The sequence below is a fragment of the Streptomyces sp. NBC_00568 genome, from assembly GCF_026341855.1.
Classification (GTDB): Bacteria; Actinomycetota; Actinomycetes; order Streptomycetales; family Streptomycetaceae; genus Streptomyces.
This window is the reverse complement of sequence record NZ_JAPENW010000001.1, coordinates 1,688,944-1,704,463: the sequence shown is the minus strand read 5'-3', so window position 1 is coordinate 1,704,463 and position 15,520 is coordinate 1,688,944. Positions and strand designations below refer to the sequence as shown.

Annotated in this window: 15 protein-coding genes; 11 read left to right on the top strand and 4 right to left on the bottom strand. The window is 70.3% G+C overall.

Annotated elements, in window-relative coordinates:
- Positions 1 to 9 precede the first annotated feature (9 nt).
- The 10 genes from OOK38_RS07215 (at position 10) to OOK38_RS07170 (ending at position 10,200) form a co-directional block, all read left to right on the top strand.
- Positions 10 to 825: an SOS response-associated peptidase gene (locus OOK38_RS07215; RefSeq protein ID WP_266848242.1), complete on the top strand. Its 816-nt coding sequence runs from the start codon at positions 10 to 12 to the stop codon at positions 823 to 825.
- Between the two features lies 1 nt (position 826).
- Entirely contained in the window at positions 827 to 1,471 is a 645-nt protein-coding gene (locus tag OOK38_RS07210; protein ID WP_266762566.1) for an alpha/beta family hydrolase, read from the top strand.
- Between the two features lie 255 nt (positions 1,472 to 1,726).
- Entirely contained in the window at positions 1,727 to 2,410 is a 684-nt protein-coding gene (gene sigR, locus OOK38_RS07205; protein WP_189189352.1) for an RNA polymerase sigma factor SigR, read from the top strand.
- Complete coding sequence (gene rsrA, locus OOK38_RS07200) at positions 2,407 to 2,709, top strand: mycothiol system anti-sigma-R factor (protein ID WP_103548068.1); 303 nt, start codon at positions 2,407 to 2,409, stop codon at positions 2,707 to 2,709. Before sigR ends, rsrA begins: the two co-directional genes overlap by 4 nt.
- Before the next feature lie 199 nt (positions 2,710 to 2,908).
- A complete protein-coding gene (locus OOK38_RS07195; RefSeq protein ID WP_266762573.1) occupies positions 2,909 to 4,273 on the top strand; it encodes an HD-GYP domain-containing protein in 1,365 nt (454 codons plus the stop codon).
- An 83-nt stretch (positions 4,274 to 4,356) separates the two neighbouring features.
- The gene (locus OOK38_RS07190; RefSeq protein WP_266765844.1) at positions 4,357 to 5,568 is read left to right on the top strand and encodes an HD-GYP domain-containing protein; all 1,212 of its coding nucleotides are present in this window, start codon (positions 4,357 to 4,359) and stop codon (positions 5,566 to 5,568) included.
- Between the two features lie 153 nt (positions 5,569 to 5,721).
- Positions 5,722 to 6,702 (top strand): hypothetical protein, encoded by a 981-nt coding sequence (locus tag OOK38_RS07185; RefSeq protein ID WP_266762575.1) that lies wholly within the window; start codon positions 5,722 to 5,724, stop codon positions 6,700 to 6,702.
- Between the two features lie 59 nt (positions 6,703 to 6,761).
- Entirely contained in the window at positions 6,762 to 7,412 is a 651-nt protein-coding gene (gene def / locus OOK38_RS07180) for a peptide deformylase (RefSeq protein ID WP_266762577.1), read from the top strand.
- Positions 7,413 to 7,753: 341 nt separating this feature from the next.
- The gene (gene cyc1, locus OOK38_RS07175) at positions 7,754 to 8,833 is read left to right on the top strand and encodes an epi-isozizaene synthase (RefSeq protein ID WP_266765845.1); all 1,080 of its coding nucleotides are present in this window, start codon (positions 7,754 to 7,756) and stop codon (positions 8,831 to 8,833) included.
- Positions 8,830 to 10,200 (top strand): cytochrome P450, encoded by a 1,371-nt coding sequence (locus OOK38_RS07170; RefSeq protein ID WP_266762579.1) that lies wholly within the window; start codon positions 8,830 to 8,832, stop codon positions 10,198 to 10,200. The genes cyc1 and OOK38_RS07170 overlap by 4 nt, the downstream gene beginning before the upstream one ends.
- A gap of 51 nt (positions 10,201 to 10,251) precedes the next feature.
- On the opposite strand, the gene OOK38_RS07165 is transcribed toward OOK38_RS07170, so the two are convergent.
- Positions 10,252 to 11,217 (bottom strand): helix-turn-helix domain-containing protein, encoded by a 966-nt coding sequence (locus tag OOK38_RS07165; RefSeq protein ID WP_266762581.1) that lies wholly within the window; start codon positions 11,215 to 11,217, stop codon positions 10,252 to 10,254.
- A 93-nt stretch (positions 11,218 to 11,310) separates the two neighbouring features.
- On the opposite strand from OOK38_RS07165, the gene OOK38_RS07160 reads away from it, so the two are divergent.
- The gene (locus tag OOK38_RS07160) at positions 11,311 to 11,514 is read left to right on the top strand and encodes a hypothetical protein (RefSeq protein ID WP_266762583.1); all 204 of its coding nucleotides are present in this window, start codon (positions 11,311 to 11,313) and stop codon (positions 11,512 to 11,514) included.
- Here OOK38_RS07160 and OOK38_RS07155 read toward each other — a convergent pair.
- From OOK38_RS07155 to OOK38_RS07145, 3 genes are all read right to left on the bottom strand, one after another.
- Positions 11,475 to 11,942 carry a hypothetical protein gene (locus tag OOK38_RS07155; RefSeq protein ID WP_266848240.1) on the bottom strand — a complete coding sequence of 156 codons (468 nt, stop codon included), beginning with the start codon at positions 11,940 to 11,942 and terminating at the stop codon, positions 11,475 to 11,477. The two genes, OOK38_RS07160 and OOK38_RS07155, sit on opposite strands and share 40 nt — an antisense overlap.
- A gap of 158 nt (positions 11,943 to 12,100) precedes the next feature.
- Positions 12,101 to 13,135: a ribonucleotide-diphosphate reductase subunit beta gene (locus OOK38_RS07150; RefSeq protein ID WP_266762585.1), complete on the bottom strand. Its 1,035-nt coding sequence runs from the start codon at positions 13,133 to 13,135 to the stop codon at positions 12,101 to 12,103.
- Positions 13,135 to 15,516, bottom strand: a complete 2,382-nt coding sequence (locus tag OOK38_RS07145) for a ribonucleoside-diphosphate reductase subunit alpha (RefSeq protein ID WP_266848238.1) — start codon at positions 15,514 to 15,516, stop codon at positions 13,135 to 13,137. Before OOK38_RS07145 ends, OOK38_RS07150 begins: the two co-directional genes overlap by 1 nt.
- Positions 15,517 to 15,520: the final 4 nt, after the last annotated feature.

The window sequence follows — 15,520 nt, the reverse complement described above, 5'->3', positions numbered from 1 at the left end:
GTTGCACGTATGTGCGGACGGTATGCAGCCAGTCGTGGACCCGAGGATCTCGCAGGAGTCTTTGAGATCGAGAAGAGGGAGCCCGAGGAGGCCCTGGCACCCGACTACAACGTGGCCCCGACGAAGGAGGTCTACGCCGTACTCGACCGTCCTGTGAAGGACGCGGACAGCCCGAGGCCGGTTCGCCAGCTCCGGAGACTCAAGTGGGGACTCGTCCCGTCCTGGGCCAAGACACCCGAGGGCGGCGCCCGGATGATCAACGCCCGCGCGGAGACGGTGCACGAGAAGCCCTCGTACCGCCGGGCCTTCACCTCCCGGCGCTGCATCATCCCCGCCGACGGCTACTACGAGTGGGTCACCGGCAGCGCCGAACGCGATCTGGAGGTCGAGGGCAGGAGGAAGCGGCCGCGCAAGCAGCCGTACTTCGTGACGCCCGCGGACGGCTCGGTCTTCGCGATGGCGGGACTGTACGAGTTCTGGCGGGACCGGACGCTCCCGGACGAGCATCCGCTGGCCTGGTGGGTGACCTGCTCGGTCATCACGACCGAGGCGGAGACGACCCCGCTCGCGGCAGCCCCCGCCGAGGGCCCGCACGCGCTGGCCGACATCCACCCCCGGATGCCCCTGATGCTCACGCCCGACCGCTGGGACAGCTGGCTCGACCCGGCCGGCACGGACCCGGACGCCCTCCGTGACCTGCTCGCGCCGCCGCCCGCCGGTCTGTTGCGCGCCTACCCCGTCTCGACCGCGGTCAGCAATGTCCGCAACAACGGACCGGAGCTGCTGAAGGAGCTGGAAGGGCCCGAGGAAGGCACACTCTTCTGACGTGACCGAGATCAGCAACGCGAGCGAGACGATCGAGACGGACGCCGGTACGGCGCGCGTCACCTGGCACCGGGCGCGGCGGGCGCGGCTCGTCCTCGCCGCGAGCCACGGCGCGGGCGGCGGCATCGACGCCCGGGACCTGCGGGCGCTCGCCGAGGTGCTGCCCGCCCACGGGGTGAGCGTCGCGCTCGTCGAGCAGCCCTGGCGGGTGGCCGGGAAGAAGGTGGCGCCCGCGCCCAGGACGCTGGACGTGGGATGGCGGGGCGTGTGGCCGGCGCTGGCGAAGCCGGGGCTCCCCGTGGTCTCCGGCGGCCGCAGCGCGGGAGCCCGCGTCGCGTGCAGGACCGCGGCCGAACTCGGGGCCGCCGCCGTTCTCGCGCTCAGCTTCCCGCTGCACCCGCCGGGCAAGCCCGAGAAGTCCCGCGCCGGCGAGCTGCTCGGCGCGGGGGTACCCACGCTCGTCGTCCAGGGCGGCAACGACCCCTTCGGGAAGCCGGAGGAGTTCCCGCCGGGCTCGTACGAGCTGATCGAGGTGCCCTTCGGCGATCACGGCTTCGCCGTCCCGAAGCGGGCTCCGATCGGCCAGGAGGAGGCCCTGAAGGTCGTCACGGACGGTGTCGTGCGGTGGGCCGCGTCACTCGGGTGACGGCCGGGAATGCAGAGTGACGGACTTCTGTTGTGCCGATCAGACAGCACGGAGCGTGCTGGACCGTTCGTACGAGAGGAAGTCCGCCGCATGGGTTCGACCTTCTGCCCGAGCCGCAGCAGCCGCGCTGACCTGGACTGGACGGTGCTGCACGCGGGCAAGAACGCCCCGATTCGGGCGGCGGGCGGGCATGATGTTCGTCTATCCTCCGATTCCAGTGGGACCGGTCTCGGTGCCACTACATCGCTGGAGGAGGTGGGTCCGGTCACTGGGACCGACGCAGGGACCGAACACGGCCAGGCGGAGCAGCCCGAGGGCCAGGGCACGAGCACGGAGTCGTCCGCCGAGCGCACCGCGCGCTTCGAGCGGGACGCGCTCGAATTCCTCGACCAGATGTACTCGGCCGCCCTGCGCATGACGCGCAACCCGGCCGACGCCGAGGACCTGGTGCAGGAGACGTACGCCAAGGCGTACGCGTCCTTCCACCAGTTCCGCGAGGGCACCAACCTCAAGGCGTGGCTGTACCGCATTCTCACCAACACCTTCATCAACTCGTACCGCAAGAAGCAGCGCGAACCCCAGCGCAGTGCGGCCGAGGAGATCGAGGACTGGCAGCTGGCGCGTGCCGAGTCGCACATGTCGACGGGCCTCCGTTCCGCCGAGTCGCAGGCGCTCGACCACCTGCCCGATTCGGACGTCAAGGAAGCGCTGCAGGCGATCCCCGAGGAATTCCGCATCGCCGTCTATCTCGCGGACGTAGAGGGCTTTGCGTACAAGGAGATCGCGGACATCATGGGGACACCCATCGGTACGGTGATGTCCCGGCTGCACCGGGGTCGTCGCCAACTGCGCGGCATGCTGGAGGACTACGCCCGTGACCGCGGGCTGGTCCCCGCCGGCGCCGGAGAGTCGAACGAAGCGAAAGGCTCGGGCTCATGAGCTGCGGAGAGCCGCACGAGACGGATTGCAGTGAGGTACTCGATCATCTCTACGAGTTCCTCGATCATGAGATGCCGGACGCGGACTGCACCAAGTTCGAGGTCCACTTCGAAGAGTGCTCCCCGTGCCTGGAGAAGTACGGCCTCGAACAGGCCGTCAAGAAGCTGGTCAAGCGGTGCTGCGGCCATGACGACGTGCCCACCGATCTGCGGGCCAAGGTCATGGGCCGCATCGATCTGATCCGCTCCGGTCAGACCGTGCCCGAGCACGACGTGACCGCGACGGCCCAGGAGTCCTGACCTCCGGCTGACCCCGGCCCTCCGGCGCGAGCCGGCGCGAGGGCCGGTCTCCGTCTCCGGGAAGACCTCCGTTTATCACCCGAACGTGCTAATCCGCGGGCTCAGAGCCCGCGGATTCGTTCATACCCGTCCCCACCCCCTTCCTCCCGTCCTAGGCTCCGGAGCCTGAGATCAGGGGAGGTACGGGGGAGGTACGAGGATGGGTTCGGTTCCGGCGTGGGCCCGTGCGTACGTGGCCTGTGTCGTTCTCTTGGCGCTCGCCTGCCTCGCGCCCCTGCCGCACGTCCGCGTCTCCTGGTGGATCGTCGCGCTGCTCGCCGTGCTGTACGCGGGCTGCGAGCGCGTCACGCTGCCGCCCCGGCCGCGTGGCGCCGGTGCGCCCGGCGGCGAGTCCTTCCAGGGGATGGGCACCTTCCTCCCCGTGCTGCTGGCCGGTGCCTTTCTGCTGCCGCCGCCCGCAGCCGCCCTCGTCGCGCTGCCCGGCGCGTTGCTCGCCCGGGTCGAACAGCGGCCGCGCGGCCCGCGCCGGGTCTGGCGCGCGGCCCAGCTCGCCGTCGCCGTCTGGGCGGCCTCCCGGGTGCACGGGGCGCTCGGCGGCCGGGAGGCGGTGGCCACGCCCCACTTCCCCTACGCGCTGGTGCCCGCCGGGGCCGCGGTGCTCACCTTCTGCGCCGTGCTCACCGTCCTCGACGGCGGGATCCTGGCGCTGGCCGAGCGGGCGCCGGCACGCGGTGCCTGGCGCGGCCTCTTCGCGCGCTCGCTGGCACCCGTCGCCGTGCACGGGCTCGCCGGGCTGATGATGGCGGTGCTGTGGCGCAGCCCCTACGGACCCGTCGCCGCGCTGCTCGTCCTGCTGCCGATGTACGTGTCCTGCTGGGTCTTCGCCCAGTACCACCGCGAACGGGCCGCCCACCAGGCCACCATCCGCGCCCTCGTCCAGGCCGTCGACATCAAGGACGGTTACACCCGCGGGCACAGCGAGCGGGTCGGCCAGGCGTCCGTCATGATCGCCCGTGAGCTGGGCATGGACGACGAGCGTGTCGAGGGGCTCCGGTTCGCCGGGATCCTGCACGACGTCGGCAAACTCGGCGTCCCCACGCGGCTGCTGCGCAAGGACGGACCGCTGACCCCCGCGGAGCGCCGGGTCATCGAACTGCATCCCGAGTACGGGCACGAGATGGTCCGGGGCATCGGGTTCCTCGGCGAGGCCCGCTCGGCGATCCTGCACCACCACGAGCGGCTGGACGGGAGCGGCTATCCGTACGGGCTGGCGGGGTCGCAGATCCCCGAGTTCGCCCGGGTGGTGGCCGTCGCCGACGCGTTCGACGCGATGACGTCGACCCGGTCCTACAGCAGGGCCCGGCCCGTACCGGTGGCACTCGAAGAGCTCGAGCGGTGCGCGGGGGCGCAGTTCGACCCCCGGATGGTGGGGGCGCTGGTGCGGGCGCTCGGCCGGCACGGCTGGCATCCCGCGGTCACCGCGGACGTCGGCCCGTCCGTCCTGCCCGGCCCCGGCACGCCGCCGACGCGTCCGTCCGGCACCGTCGGGCGGAGGGCGCCGTGAGCACCGCCGCCCCGCGGCACGGACTCTCCGCCCGCGCCGCCCGTCTCCCGTCGGCCGGAAGAACGCCCGCCGCGCTCACCGCGGTGCGCGCGCTCGCCCTCCTCCTCGCGGTTCTCGCCCTCGGGGCCACCCTCTGGGACGGACTCGACGAACGCGGCACCGCGCTGGCCTTCGGCGTTCTCATCGCCGTCGGCGAGCTCGCCCGGTGGAGCGGGACCGAGGAACGGGAGTCGGCGCCCCTCGGGGCCGCCGGAGCCCTCGCGTACGCGCTGCTCGGCGAGAACGCCGGGCACCGCACCGACCACGGCGTCCTCCAGGTCGTCGCCGTCGTCGTGGCGGCGGCGCTGATCGGCTGCATTCCGCATGTGGCGCGGGGACGCGGGCCCACGGTCGACCACCTCGCGCGCCGCGTCCTCACCGTCGCCTTCGCCGCCGTCTGCTTCCAACCCCTCTACAACCAGGGCAGGTTGCTGGAGTGGGGCGGCCCGGCCCACGCTCTGCTGCTGGTCGCGCTGCTCGTGCTCACCACCCTGTGGGACGCCGTGCTCGCGGCGGCGACGGCCCATGTGCGGACCCGGTGGCCGTTCGGGCCGCTGCTGCGCGACGAACTGCGGGCCACGCTCGGGATCGGGTCGGCCGTGTGCGCGACCGGGGCCGTCATGTCGCTCGCGGTCGCGGTGGTCGGGCTGTGGGCGCTGCCCGTCTTCTCGCTGCCGCTGCTGCTCACCCAGCTGTCCTTCCGGCGGTACGCCGCGGTGCGGGTCACCTACCGGCAGACGATCGCCTCCCTCGCGCGCGCGACCGAGATCGCCGGGTACACACCGGCCGGGCACGCCCGGCGCGTGGCCGCGCTCAGCCGGGCCGTCGGCCGGGAGCTGCGCCTTTCCGAGCCCGACCTCACCGTCCTGGAGTACGCGGCGCTGATGCACGACATCGGACAGCTCAGCCTGGTCGACCCCGTGCCGGCCGGCGCCACCGCCGTGCTCCCGGCGGACGAGCAGCGGAGGATCGCGCTGCTCGGCGGCGCCGTCGTACGGCAGACCGGGGTGGACGCCGAGGTCGCCGTGGTGGTGGAGCGGCAGGCGGACCCCTACCGGGAGCAGCCCGTCACCGCGCGCATCGTCCGGGCCGTGAACGCATACGAGGAGATGGCCCGGGAAGCAGGGCCCGGAGGGCCGCTGACAGCCCTGGAGAAGCTGCGGCTGGCCACCGCCCACGACTATCAGCCAGAGGTCGTGGAGTCGCTCGCCCGGGTCCTGTCCCGACCCGGTCTGACCTTGCCCTGGGCTGGGTAACCCATGGGTAATGAGCGGCCGTCCGACGGTCCGTGGTTGGATGCGAGGAAGAGGGTGTTCGGGGGCATGGGCCAGCCCGGGGCTGCACTGTCTTCAAGGGACTCTTCAAAGGACCGGCAGGCGGGAAACGCAAGGAACTGGCAGGCGGGAATCGTGAGGATCTTCGGCAAGGGACGACACCGGCCCTCCGCCTCATGGCGGCAGGCCACCGACCGTGCGTTCACGCTGATCGGCGACGGCCGGTACGAGGACGCGGGAGCGCTGCTGACGCGTGCCGCGGACCTGGAGCCCTGGCTGTCCGAGTCCTGGTTCAACCTGGCGCTGCTGCACAAGTTCCGGCACGACTGGGAGCAGGCGCGGGCGGCGGGCCTGCGGGCCGTCGCTCTGCTCGACCGGGAGACCGGCGCACCTGACTGGTGGAACGTGGGGATCGCGGCCACCGCCCTCCAGGACTGGCCGCTGGCCCGCCGTTCCTGGCAGGCGTACGGACTGCGGGTGCCCGGAGGCGCGGCCGTCTCCGGTGAGCCGGTGGGCATGGACCTCGGCAGCGCGGCCGTCCGGCTGTCGCCGGAGGGCGAGGCCGAGGTGGTGTGGGGGCGCAGGCTGGACCCCGCCCGCGTCGAGGTGCTGTCGATCCCGCTGCCGTCCTCCGGACGCCGCTGGGGCGAGGTCGTGCTGCACGACGGTGTCCCGCACGGCGAGCGGACCACCGCCGCGGGGCACGCCTACCCGGTCTTCGACGAGATCGAGCTGTGGGCCCCCTCCCCGGTGCCCACCTGGGTCGTCCTGCTCGAGGCGGCCACCGAGGACGACCGGGACGCGCTGGAGCAGCTCGCCGCCGACGCCGGCTTCGCCGCGGAGGACTGGTCGTCGTCCGTACGGCTGCTGTGCCGGATGTGCTCCGAGTCCCGGATGCCGTCCGACGAGGGCGACGAGGAACACCTCGACCCGCACGACCACAGTGAGCCGGGGCACCCGGGTCCGCTCGGTCATCGCACCGACGGGCAGCTCTGGGTCCCGGAGCGGGAGTGCGGCCTCGCGGCGCCCGCCTCGCTGGTGCGCGGCCTGCTCGACGGCTGGGTCGCGGACAGCCCGGACTCCCGTGACTGGCGGGATCTGGAAGAGGTCTGCTGAGTACACCTTTAGGCTGTACTCGCAGAATTTACCGAGGTCTGAGGAAGGCGTACGTCGTCATGGCGCAGCAGGACACCGATCAGCAGCACGTGGGCGTGCTCCCCGTGGACGACGACGGCTTCGTCATCGACACCGAGGACGCCGAGGAGCGCGAGGCCGCCTACCGCGAGCGCGGCACCTCGCGGCCGATCACGGTGGTCGGGAACCCGGTTCTGCACAAGGAGTGCAAGGACGTCACCGACTTCGGGGACGAGCTGGAGCAGCTGGTCGCCGACATGTTCGCGAGCCAGCGCACCGCCGAGGGCGTGGGCCTGGCCGCCAATCAGATCGGCGTCGACCTGAAGGTCTTCGTCTACGACTGCCAGGACGACCAGGGCACCCGGCACGTCGGTGTGGTCTGCAACCCGAAGCTCGTCGACCTGCCCGCCGACCAGCGCCAGCTGGACGAGAGCAACGAGGGCTGCCTCTCCGTGCCGACCGCGTACGCGCCGCTCGCCCGCCCCGACTACGCCGAGGTCACCGGGCAGGACGAGAAGGGCAACCCGATCAGGGTGCGCGGCACGGGCTACTTCGCGCGCTGCCTCCAGCACGAGACGGACCACCTGTACGGCTACCTGTACATCGACCGGCTCTCCAAGCGCGAGCGCAAGGACGCGCTGCGGCAGATGGCCGAGAACGAGCCGCGCTACGCGACCGTGGCGAACGACTGAACCATCACGTCGCCGGTCGTCCCGGACGGCTGTGACGCATTTTGACAGGCGGGACGCACGACCCCTCGTGGGTCTGCTCGAACGGTGCCTGGTCGGGTGAACGCCCTGACCAGGCACCGTTCGCATGTACGTCGCACGTTCGATCCCTTGTGCTCCTTCAATGATCCGGATTCAGTCACACAAGGGGAGATTCTCGGCATGCTGAGGTAGTCAGTGGGCCAAATCCGTTCCCAGAACGGTCAGTTGTAGGGCTGAATGGGAAGTGCGGGGATACGCAACGGCGCACGCCCGGCACAGCTGGAGGGGTGTGGCGTCAACAGGCGGCTGAGAGGGGTTTGTTCGTGCATGCTTTCTCATACGGCTCTTCATCGACAGCGATCGCGGTACCACCGGCGCTCTCTCTCCCGGTGATCGAGTCCGAGTTTCCCCGTCAACTGCACCCGTATTGGCCCAAGCTCCAGGAGAAGACCCGGATCTGGCTCCTGGAAAAACGACTGATGTCCGCGGACAAGGTCGAGGAATATGCCGACGGCCTGTGCTACACGGACCTCATGGCGGGCTACTACATTGGCGCCCCCGACGAGGTCATGCAGGCGATAGCGGACTACAGCGCGTGGTTCTTCGTCTGGGACGACCGGCACGACCGCGATGTCATCCACGGCCGGGTGGACGCCTGGCGGAGGCTCAGGGTGCAGCTTCACGCGGCCCTCGACGCCCCCAGGGACCATCTGCATCACCAGGATCCCCTGGTGGCGGGGTTCGCGGACAGCATGGTGCGGCTGTACTCGTTCCTCGGCGAGAACTGGAACAAGCGGTTCGCGCTCCACTTCCACGCGGTGATCGAGGCGTACGACCGGGAGTTCCGGAACCGTACCTCCGGCACCGTCCCCACGGTCGGGGAATACCTCGAACTCCGCCGGCTCACCTTTGCGCACTGGATCTGGACCGACCTTCTGGAACCGAGTGCGGGACAGGAAATCCCCAACAAGGTGCGGCTGCATCCGGCATTTCACCGGGCGGCACTGCTCAGTCAGGAATTCGCCGCCTGGTACAACGACCTCTGTTCACTGCCCAAGGAAATAGCGGGTGACGAGGTCCACAATCTCGGAATCAGTCTCATTCATCATCAGGGGCTGACGCTCGAAGAATCCGTCACCGAAGTGAGACGACGGATCGAAGAATGCATCGAACAATTCCTCATCGCCGAGCAGGACGTATTGAGGCTCGCCGACACACTCGCGGACGGCACCGTGCAAGGAAAAGAGACCAGTGTCGCCGTGAGGGCGTGCCTCGGAAACATGCGGAACTGGTTCAGCTCCGTGTACTGGTTCCACCACGAGTCGGGCAGGTACATGGTCGACAACTGGGACGACCGCTCCACACCCCCGTACGTCAACAACGAAGCGGCAGGTGAGAAATGACCGTCGAGTCGGTACGACCCGAGGTGCCCGAGGTGCGGGAGCTGTCCGTCCCGCCCATCGCCGGAGGCGGGGTGCCCGGTCTCGGGCACGGCTGGAAGCTGGTACGCGACCCGCTGGGCTTCCTCGCCCAGCTGCGTGACCACGGCGATGTCGTGCGGCTCAGGATGGGCCCCAAGACGGTGTACGCCGTCACCACCCCCGCGCTCACCGGGGAGCTGGCGCTCAGCCCCGACTACGAGATCGGCGGCCCCCTGTGGGAGTCGCTCGAAGGGCTGCTGGGCAAGCAGGGTGTGGCCACGGCCAACGGGCCGCAGCACCGGCGCCAGCGGCGGACCATTCAGCCCGCGTTCCGGCTCGACATCATCCCCGAGTACGGCCCGATCATGGAGGAGGAGGCGCGCGCGTTCGCGGCGCGCTGGGAGCCGGGGACGGCCGTCGACTGCACCTCCGAGTCGTTCCGGGTCGCCGTCCGCGTCGCCGCCCGCTGTCTGCTGCGCGGCCGGTTCATGGACGAGCGTGCCGAGCGGCTGAGCCTCGCCCTCGCCACCGTGTTCCGTGGCATGTACCGGCGCATGGTCATACCCGCGGGGCCGCTCTATCGGCTTCCGCTTCCTTCGATGCGCGCATTCGACCGGGCATTGGCCGATTTGCATGCGCTCGTCGACGAGATCATCGACGAGCGACGGGCATCTGGTCAAAAGCCGGACGATTTGCTGACGGCATTGCTGGAAGCGAAGAACGACGACGGCGACCCCATCGACGAACAGGAGATCCACGACCAAGTCGTCGCGATACTCACTCCCGGCAGCGAAACCATCGCCTCCACGATCATGTGGCTGCTCCAAGTCCTGACGGAACATCCGGAACAGGCGGACAAGGTGGCCGAAGAGGTCCGATCCATCGCCGGAGACCGGCCCGTCGGATTCGACGACGTCCGGAAGCTGTCGCATACGAACAATGTCGTCGTCGAGGCGATGCGTTTGCGCCCCGCCGTATGGATATTGACGCGGCGCGCGGTGACCGAAACCGAGCTGGGTGGCTATCGCATTCCGGCCGGTGCCGACATCATCTACAGTCCGTACGCGATCCAGCGCGACCCGCGGTCGTACCAGGAGCATCTGGATTTCGATCCCGACCGCTGGCTTCCGGAACGCTCCAAGGACATCCCGAAGTACGCGATGCGCCCCTTCAGTGTCGGCAACCGCAAGTGCCCGAGTGACCACTTCTCGATGGCGCTGCTCAGCCTGATCACCGCGACCGTGGCGTCCCGGTGGCGCTTCGAGCCGGTGTCCGGGTCCAGCGACACGACCCGCGTCGGCATCACCCTGCGGCCCGACGAGCTGCGGCTGAAGGCCCGTCCCCGCTGAGGCGGTCGGGTGCCCGGCCGGTGTCCGGCCCGCATGTCCACCGGCGCACGTTCAGGCCGCCTTCGGGCCCCTGAACGTGCGCCGGTACGCCTGCGGAGTCGTCCCCAGACTCCGTACGAACTGATGGCGCAGCGCCGCCGCGTTGCCGAAGCCGGCGCGGCCCGCGATCGCGTCCATCGTCTCGTCCGTGGCCTCCAGCAACTCCTGTGCCAGCAGGACCCGTTGACGCAGGATCCAGCGGTACGGCGTGGTCCCCGTCTCCTGCTGGAAGCGGCGTGCGAAGGTGCGCGGCGCCATATGGGCACGGGCCGCGAGCTGTTCGACGGTCGTCTCCTCGTCAAGGTGTTGCTGCATCCACACCAGCACCTCGCCGACCGTGTCGCACCGTGAGCGGGGCAGGGGCCGCTCGATGTACTGGGCCTGGCCGCCGTCGCGGTGCGGCGGCACCACCATGCGGCGGGCGATGGAGTTGGCCACCTCGGGACCCTGCTCCTTGCGGACGATGTGCAGGCAGGCGTCGATCCCGGCGGCCGTGCCGGCCGAGGTGATCACCGGGTCCTCGTCCACGTACAGGACGTCCGGCTCGATGATCGCCCGCGGGTACTGCCGGGCCAGCCCGTCGACGTGCTGCCAGTGCACGGCGCAGCGCCGGCCGTCCAGGAGCCCGGCCGCGCCGAGCGCGAAGACCCCGGAGCAGACGCTGAGCACCCGGGCCCCGCGGTCCACCACGCGGCGCAGCGACGCGAGCAGTTCGGGCGGATAGCCGCGCACGGCGTACGTGTCCCCGGCGGGCACGACCACCAGATCGGCCTCGTCCAGCCGGTCCAGGCCGTACGGGGTGGAGACGGTGAACCCGGCGACATGGGTGCCGAGCGTCGGCCCTTCGGCGGAGACGACCGCGAAGTCGTAGACGGGCAGGCCCTCGTCGCTGCGGTCGAGGCCGAACACCTCGCAGACGACGCCGAGTTCGAAGGGATGCACGCCGTCGAGCAGGACGGCCGCCACGTTGTTCAGCATGTCCCCAGTGTGCCGTGGAAGTGGCAGTAATTCGAGGGTGTGCGGCAGTTCTGCCACTGACCGTAAGGAGTCATCGACGCGACACTAGTGTCCATGAACTCAGTGATGGACAACCTCGTCGGAATCCTGGCCGTTCTCGGGATCTTCGCGGTCGTGGCGCTCCCCTCCCTGATCGGGCTCGCGCGCGAGCGGCGCGTGGACCGTCAGCTCAGGGCGGCCGCCGGCCCCCGCCAGGAGACCGGGCGGCCGCCGCGGCCTCACTCCTTCGTCACCACCACGGTGACCGCCCACTCCTGAAGCCCGTCGCAGGAGACCCGGGCCGGATCACTCGGACACATCGGCCGGGACGACGTCAGCCGGACCGTTCCCGGCGAGACCGCCTTGTAGGCGGCGGACGCGTCGCCCGGCTGGAGGACGATGCCGCTGTTGGTGGCCTCCAGCGCGCTGCCGGCGGCCTTGACGGGCGCCCAGGGTTTGCGTGTGGTGCCGTCCAGCGAGACACGGATCGTCTCGCCGGGCGCCAGACAGTACGTGTCGCCGGTGTCGGCGGCGCCGAGCTCCGCCTTCGCCGTGGCGCAGTCCCGGGTGGACGGGGTGGACGGGGTGGGCGACGGCGACACGGTGCCGCTGCCGCCCGCGTCGCCTCCGCTCTGCGTGCCGCAGCCCGCGAGGAGCAGGATCAGGGCGGTGAGGGCGATGGTCCGGGTGGGGGTCGTTCGACGCATGGGGTGGCCTCCTTGCGGGTTGGACGTGCCACCGGCGGATCAGGATCCCCCTCCGCGCGACAGGGCCCCGGCCGCCCATGGCGGCCGGGGCCCTGTCATCTGTCACCCGGTCGTCGCGGCGGTGCCGGCCGAGGCCGGACCGTCCGGAGGGCGAGCGGTCAGAAGTCCTCGTCGAGGTCGACCGTGCCCTCCACCGCGACCTGGTACGCGGACGGCCGGCGCTCGAAGAAGTTGGTCAGCTCCTGGACGCCCTGGAGCTCCATGAAGGAGAACGGGTTCTCTGAGCCGTACACCGGCGCGAAGCCCAGCCGCTGGAGGCGCTGGTCGGCGACGCACTCCAGGTACTGCCGCATCGAGTCGGTGTTCATGCCCGGCAGACCCTCACCGCACAGATCGCGCCCGAACTGCAGCTCCGCCTCGACGGCCTCGCGCAGCATGTCGGTCACCTGCTCCTGGAGCCGGTCGTCGAAGAGCTCCGGCTCCTCCTTGCGGACGGTGTCGACGACCTCGAAGGCGAAGCTCATGTGCATCGTCTCGTCGCGGAACACCCAGTTGGTGCCGGTCGCCAGGCCGTGCAGCAGACCCCGGCTGCGGAACCAGTAGACGTACGCGAAGGCCCCGTAGAAGAAGAGCCCCTCGATGCACGCGGCGAAGCAGATGAGGTTGAGCAGGAAGCGGCGGCGGTCGGCCTGGGTCTCCAGCCGGTCCAGCTTCTCCACCGAGTCCATCCACTTGAAGCAGAACTGCGCCTTCTCGCGGATGGAGGGGATGCTCTCGACGGCCGCGAAGGCCGCGGTGCGGTCCTCGGGGTCGGGCAGATAGGTGTCGAGCAGCGTCAGATAGAACTGGACGTGCACCGCCTCCTCGAAGAGCTGACGGCTCAGGTAGAGCCGCGCCTCGGGGGAGTTGATGTGCTTGTACAGCGTCAGCACCAGGTTGTTCGACACGATCGAGTCGCCCGTCGCGAAGAACGCGACCAGCCGGCCGATCATGTGCTGCTCACCCGGCGTCAGCTTCGCGAGGTCCGCGACGTCCGAGTGGAGGTCGACCTCCTCGACGGTCCAGGTGTTCTTGATGGCGTCCCGGTAGCGCTCGTAGAAGTCCGGGTAGCGCATGGGACGCAGGGTGAGTTCGAAGCCCGGGTCGAGGAGGTTTTTCTCGGACGCGGCCTTCTCGGTGCTGGTGTCGCTCATTACTGGCAGGCCTCGCAGGACTCGGGGTTTTCCAGGGAGCAGGCGACGGCGTCGGGGTCGGCGACCTGCTGGACGGGGATGGTCTTCTCGGGCTGCGCCTGGGCCTGGGCCGCGCGGGCGATGCGCGTCGCGGGACGGGACCGCAGGTAGTACGTCGTCTTCAGGCCCGACTTCCAGGCGTAGGAGTACATCGAGGAGAGCTTGCCGATGGTCGGCGTCTCCAGGAACAGGTTCAGCGACTGGGCCTGGTCCAGGAACGGGGTCCGCGCGGCGGCCATGTCGATCAGGCCGCGCTGCGGGATCTCCCACGCCGTGCGGTACAGGTCGCGGACGTCCTGCGGGACCCAGGTGAAGCCCTGCACCGAGCCGCTGGACTCGCGCAGCGCCTCACGGGTCTGCGCGTCCCAGACGCCGAGCTTCTTCAGCTCGGCCACCAGGTAGGAGTTGACCTGGAGGAACTCGCCGGAGAGCGTCTCGCGCTTGAACAGGTTCGACACCTGCGGCTCGATGCACTCGTACACGCCCGCGATGGACGCGATGGTGGCGGTCGGCGCGATGGCGAGGAGCAGCGAGTTGCGCATGCCGACCGAGGCGATCCGCTGCCGCAGCGCGGCCCAGCGCTCCGGCCAGTTCAGCTCGACGTCGAAGTGGTCCGGGTGCAGCACTCCACGGGCGGTACGGGTCTTCTCCCAGGCGGGGAGCGGGCCGTTGCGCTCGGCGAGGTCCGCGGAGGCCTCGTAGGAGGCGAGCATGATGCGCTCGGCGATCCGGGTGGACAGGGCGCGGGCCTCGGGCGAGTCGAAGGGCAGGCGCAGCTTGAAGAAGACGTCCTGGAGGCCCATCGCGCCGAGGCCGACCGGACGCCACTTGGCGTTGGAGCGGCCCGCCTGCTCGGTCGGGTAGAAGTTGATGTCCACGACACGGTCGAGGAAGGTCACCGCGGTGCGCACGGTCTCGTCGAGCCGCTCCCAGTCGATGTCCTGACCGACCACGAACGCGCCCAGGTTGACCGAGCCCAGGTTGCAGACCGCCGTCTCCCCGTCGTCCGTGACCTCGAGGATCTCGGTGCACAGGTTCGAGGAGTGGACGGTGTGGCCCGGCTCCGCCGTCTGGTTGGCGGTGCGGTTGGCGGCGTCCTTGAAGGTCATCCAGCCGTTGCCGGTCTGCGCGAGGGTGCGCATCATGCGGCCGTACAGGTCGCGGGCCGGGATGGTCTTCTTGGCGAGACCCGCCTCCTCGGCCTTGCGGTAGGCCGCGTCGAACGCGTCGCCCCACAGGTCGACCAGTTCCGGCACGTCGGCGGGGGAGAAGAGCGACCAGACGCCGTCCTCGTTCACCCGGCGCATGAACTCGTCCGGGATCCAGTGCGCGAGGTTCAGGTTGTGCGTACGCCGGGCGTCCTCACCGGTGTTGTCGCGCAGCTCCAGGAACTCCTCGATGTCGGAGTGCCAGGTCTCCAGGTACACCGCGGCCGCGCCCTTGCGCCGGCCGCCCTGGTTCACCGCGGCGACCGAGGCGTCGAGCGTCTTGAGGAACGGGACGATGCCGTTGGAGTGCCCGTTGGTGCCGCGGATCAGCGAACCGCGCGAGCGGATGCGGGAGTAGGACAGGCCGATGCCTCCAGCGTGCTTCGACAGGCGCGCCACCTGGTGGTAGCGGTCGTAGATGGAGTCCAGCTCGTCCAGCGGGGAGTCGAGGAGGTAGCAGGACGACATCTGCGGGTGCCGCGTACCGGAGTTGAAGAGCGTGGGGGAGGAGGGGAGGTAGTCCAGGCGGCTCATGAGCCGGTAGAGCGCGGCGACTTCGTCCACCGAGCGGACCGTGTCGTCCTCGGCGAGGCCGGAGGCCACCCGCAGCATGAAGTGCTGGGGCGTCTCGACGACGCTGCGGGTGATCGGGTGCCGGAGCAGATAGCGGCTGTGCAGCGTACGCAGCCCGAAGTAGCCGAAGCGGTCGTCGCCCTCGACGTCGATGAGCGCGTCGAGGCGGACCGTGTGCAGCCGGACGAACTCGGCCGTACGGTCGGCGATCAGGCCCTCGCGGTGGCCGACGGCGACCGACTCGGAGAAGGTCGTGACGCCCTGTGAGGCGGCCTCCGCGGCGATGCTGATCGTGAGCAGCCGGGCGGCCAGCCGCGAGTACGCGGGGTCCTCGGAGATGAGCCCTGCGGCCGCCTCGGTGGCCAGTTCGCGCAGCTCGGCCTCGTCGGCGCGGGCGGACCGGCCGCGCAGCGCCGCGGCGGCGACCCGGCCGGGGTCGGCGTCGGGGAGGTCGGCGGTGAGATCCGTCAGGGTCCGCAGCAGCGCGGCTCCGGGACCGTCGGTCTCCACCGGGGCCTGCTGCGCGGTCACTGAAGCCGGATCGGCTGGCGCGATGGTCACGTGG